2 protein-coding genes are annotated in these 2,417 nt (G+C 69.5%); both read left to right on the top strand.

Translation table 11 applies throughout. The features are described 5' to 3' along the window. Window positions 1-159: 159 nt before the first annotated feature. Entirely contained in the window at window positions 160-1,245 is a 1,086-nt protein-coding gene (locus tag I5I_RS07980; RefSeq protein ID WP_036318287.1) for an ABC transporter permease, read from the top strand. 128 nt (window positions 1,246-1,373) lie between these two features. Next, entirely contained in the window at window positions 1,374-2,396 is a 1,023-nt protein-coding gene (locus I5I_RS17785; RefSeq protein WP_036318286.1) for a S8 family serine peptidase, read from the top strand. Window positions 2,397-2,417 lie beyond the last annotated feature (21 nt).

Below are 2,417 nucleotides of genomic sequence, written 5' to 3'. Positions count from 1 at the left end.
CCCGATCGACCGCCGCGACTTGCTGGTCTCGTTCGCAAGCGACGANGACGCGGCATCCGCCCTCGCCGCCCTCATCGGGGTGGGTCTGCCGGTCGCGGAGTTCGCGGCGGCGACAGGACTTCTGGAACACACGTTCCTCGACCTTGAGGGGGAGCGCTCATGAACGCCACGCGGCTGTGGACGATCGGCCGCCTGGAGCTGCTCCAGCGGGTGCGCACCGTGTCGTGGTACGTGCTGCTCGGCGTGTTCGCGCTCCTGCTCATCGGCGTGACCGCGCTGGCCTACCTCGCCTATGGCGGCTGGGGTCAGAGCGGCCCCGGGATCTATTCCGTCGTCGTCTGCGTCACCCTGCTGCTCGTGCTGCTCGTCTCGCCCACCCTCAGCGGCAACAGCATCAACGGCGACCGGGATGCCGCGACGCTCGCTCCCGTGCAGGTGACGCTCGTCACGACGGGGGAGATCCTCCTCGGGAAGTTCGTCGCCGGCTGGATCACCGGGCTGGCCTTCGCCGCCGTGGCGGCACCGTTCCTGGTGATCGCCACCTTCGCGGGCGGCGTCGACCCGCTCACCGTGGTCGTCTCGCTCGTCGTGCTCGTGGTGGAGACCGGCGTCGTCGCCGCGATCGGGGTGGCGCTGTCGGGTCTGCTCGCGCGTCCGCTGTTCTCGGTCGCCACGACCTACCTCGTCGTCGCCGCGCTGACCGTCGGAACGCCGCTCGGGTTCGGGCTGATCGGCGCCGCGGTCTCCAGCGAAGGCACCTCGATCACCCGCTCCTACGAGACCGGTCCCGACGGAGCGCCGCTGTGTCAGGACGGTGCCCGCTTCTGCGGCGACACCCCGGAAAAGTTCGTCTGCGGCCCGTGGCAGACCGGCACCTACCGCGTGCCGCGCTTCGACTACGTGTGGTGGCTGCTGTCGGCCAACCCCTTCGTGATCCTCGGCGACGCCACGCCCACACGGTTCACCGAGTACGGCTACCCCGACGACCTCTTCGGCTCGCTGAAGCTGTCGGTGCGGTCGGCGCAGCTGCCCCCGTCGCTCGAACAGCGCTGGGACGATTGTGCGCCGGGCACGCACCTGGACGCGACGCAGCCCACCCCGCGCCAGATCATCGACGAGACCGTGCCGAGCTGGTTCGTGGGCCTCGCCGTCCAGGTGGTGCTGGCGGGCCTGCTGCTGTGGGGTGCCTGGGCTCGTACGCGCACACCGGCGCGTTCGCTGCCGCCGGGAACCCGCATCGCATAGACCTTCGGATGAACTCGGATGAGGATCCTCTCATCCGTCTTTCGCCTCGTGCAGGGGATGCATAGCCTCCATACAGCCGCGTCCTACCCCGATGTGGCACACCCCCCTGCACGAAAGGCGGTCTTCCCTTGCAACGACCATGGCAACGACGCATCCTCGCCACGGCAGGTGCGATAGCACTGCTGCTCCCCTCCACGGCCGCATTCGCCGCGACCGCCGACGACGCCGACCCGTCGTCGCGGTTTCTGACCGCGGCATCCGCCGGAAAGATCTCGACGTCGTTCACGTCGGCGGCCATCGACGCCAACGGACTCGTGAGCGTCGTCGTCGAGATGACGGGCGATCCCGTCGCCGTGGTGGAAGCCGAGCAGGGCCGCGAGCTCAGCGACGGTGAGCGCGGCGACGTGAAGAACCGCCTCAAGGATGCGCAGGAGCCGGTGAGCTCGGCCATCGAGGACAAGGGCGGCTCGGTGCAGGCCGAGATGCAGTCGGCGTACAACGGCGTGCAGGCGAAGGTGCCGGCGGCCGAGCTCGACGCGATCGCGTCTCTGCCGAACGTCGTCGCCATCCATCCCGTGCGCAAGTACACCGTCGACAACGCCGTCTCGGTTCCCTTCCTCGGTGTTCCCCAGGTGTGGGAGAGCACCGGCTACACGGGACAGAACGTCAAGGTCGCCATCATCGACACCGGCATCGACTACACCCACGCGACCTTCGGCGGTCCCGGCACGGTGGCGGCCTTCGACGCCGCGAAGGCGAACTCGGCCCAGCCCGCCGACCCGACGATGTACGGTCCCGACGCCCCGCGCATCAAGGGCGGAATCGACCTCGTCGGCGACGATTACAACGCCGACCCGAACAGCGCCTCCTACCAGCCGGTGCCCCACCCCGACGACAACCCGCTCGACTGCAACGGCCACGGCTCGCACGTCGCCGGCACCGCGGGCGGCTCGGGCGTGCTCGCCGACGGCACCACTTACCGCGGCCCGTACGACTCCACGACCCCCTCGAACCAGTTCCGCGTCGGACCGGGTGTCGCCCCGCAGGTCGACCTGTACGCCGTGCGCGTCTTCGGGTGCGAGGGTTCGACCGATGTGGTCGTGCCCGCCCTCGACTGGGCCGTAGATCACGGCATGGATGTCGGACTCTAGAGGATCCCCGGGACCGAGCTC

Origin of the sequence: Microbacterium sp. B24 (assembly GCF_000333415.1) — a bacterium.
In the GTDB taxonomy this organism is placed as follows: domain Bacteria; phylum Actinomycetota; class Actinomycetes; order Actinomycetales; family Microbacteriaceae; genus Microbacterium.
Note: the sequence above shows the minus strand (reverse complement) of the source record. Positions and strands in the feature narration are given on the sequence as shown.